We start from the raw sequence: 1,663 nt of genomic DNA on the forward strand, positions 1-1,663 counted from the left end.
GCCGAAGCCCACCGCCGCTGGAACAACATCACCGCCGCCACAACCGCCTGACCAGCAACGATGCCCTACCGATCAAGAACTACAGCTGCCGTGTCCGGGCCACTTGTCGCTGCACCACTGCCGCTGCTGACCGGCCACCGCCTCGGTGGGCGGTGTGGGCGGCGGGAAGGTCGCAGTGCCTCGGGGCTCAGGTGCCCGGTCAGGGAGAGAACGCCCAGGTTGGGGCGGGTGGTGTGCGCCACTCTGCGGTCATCTCTTGCCTTGGTCTGTCACAGGGGGAGGGTGATCCAGATGCTTTTGCCTTTGCCGTCGGCGTCGCCCCGGATGACGGCGGTGCCACCCAGGCCGAGGGTGAGTTCCATGACGGTGCCCAGCCCGCTGGCGCCGGTCGCGGTGATTGCTGAGAAGAGCAGGGGCTGATAGGGGTGGCGGTCGTGTACGGCGAACGCGAACGTATCCTGACCGGCCGCGTAGATCACGGTGACGTTCGGGGAGAGCGCGGCGGCGTGCTGGACGCTGTTGGTCACCAGCTCGGACAGAATCAGCAGTGCCGGGTCCACGGTGGGGTGCCGTCGGCTGATGCCCCACTCGGCAAGGACCTGCTCGGTGGTCTCACGGACGATCCGCACCGCCGAGCCCATCGTGGGCAGGGTCAGCACATGCCGCACGGACAGGGTTTCGAGCTGGGCACTCACCGGACGGCCTGGGCGTGGGGCAGGCGGAACCCGGTCATCGTCTGCGGGCGGATCCGTACCAGGGTGTCGTGCGCGCCGTGCGCCCAGCCGGGCAGGGCGCGGCGGTAGTGGTCGGCCTCGTGCGGATCGGTGATGATCTCGGCCGGTCCCGTGGTGGTCACGGTCCAGCCGATCTCGCCCGCCGTCGTGATCTCGTCCGGCTGGCAGGCCAGGGCGGTAGCCTGCGCGGGCGTACGGACGATTAGACGCCCGTGCTCACGGATGTGGACGGCCGGGCGGAGCACAGAGATCTCGCGCCGGACGTACACCAGGTGTCCCTGGGCGCCGCCTTCGAGCAGCCATGGCGCCTCGCTGCGGGGTACCTCGATCATGCGGCGGGAGAGGGGGGTGGTCATCGGGAAGCCTCTTCGGTGACAGGGACACCGGGGAGGAGTCCGGCCTGGTGCAGGTGGGCGCGGGCCCCGGCGATGGCCTCCGGCGTGGTGGCGTACTCCCGGCCCTCCAGGCGCAGCAGGTCCAGCGCACCGACCGATTCGAGAGCGCGCCGCTGGCCGGGGCGTACCCCGGAGGTCATCACGGCGATGCCGCGCCGGTTCAGCTTCTGCACGGCGTCCTTGAGGACCAGGGCGCCGGTGGCATCCATCGTGGTGACCCGCGACATCCGCAGGATCACCACGCGGACGTCGGCGACCTCGGAGAGCTCCAGGAGGAAACGGTGGGCGCCGGCGAAGAACAGTGGCCCGTCGATGCGGTAGGCGACGATGTGCTCGGCGAGCAACGCGTGTTCTTCTTCGCTGTGCTCGCCGGGCAGGTCGGCTGTGAAGTCGACCTGGTCCATCCGGGCCTGGTTGGCGACCGCCCGCAGCGCCCAGGGGAGGTTGTCAATTCCTTTGTGTATGTCGAGGTATGGAGCCTTGCTGGTCGGGCCACCGGCGGTGGTTACTTTCGGTGATCTTGCAGGGGTCAGA

General features: G+C 69.3%; 3 protein-coding genes. All 3 read right to left on the reverse strand.

The genetic code is table 11. The features are described from left to right. Nucleotides 1-269 precede the first annotated feature (269 nt). Nucleotides 270-695 (reverse strand): ATP-binding protein, encoded by a 426-nt coding sequence (locus ABZV38_RS40350; protein WP_356333937.1) that lies wholly within the window; start codon nt 693-695, stop codon nt 270-272. Then, the gene (locus ABZV38_RS40355; protein WP_356333939.1) at nt 692-1,090 is read right to left on the reverse strand and encodes a pyridoxamine 5'-phosphate oxidase family protein; all 399 of its coding nucleotides are present in this window, start codon (nt 1,088-1,090) and stop codon (nt 692-694) included. The genes ABZV38_RS40350 and ABZV38_RS40355 overlap by 4 nt, the downstream gene beginning before the upstream one ends. Next, nucleotides 1,087-1,663 (reverse strand): sodium-independent anion transporter (locus ABZV38_RS40360; RefSeq protein ID WP_356333940.1); only part of this gene is annotated, 577 nt, incomplete at its 5' end. The genes ABZV38_RS40355 and ABZV38_RS40360, both read right to left, overlap by 4 nt.

Source organism: Streptomyces sp. NPDC005181 (assembly GCF_040608395.1).
Classification (GTDB): domain Bacteria; phylum Actinomycetota; class Actinomycetes; order Streptomycetales; family Streptomycetaceae; genus Streptomyces.

Coding starts and splice junctions, on each gene's coding strand:
- ABZV38_RS40355 (WP_356333939.1), bottom strand. CDS start 1,090: ATGACCACCCCCCTCTCCCGCCGCATGATCGAGGTACCCCGCAGCGAG.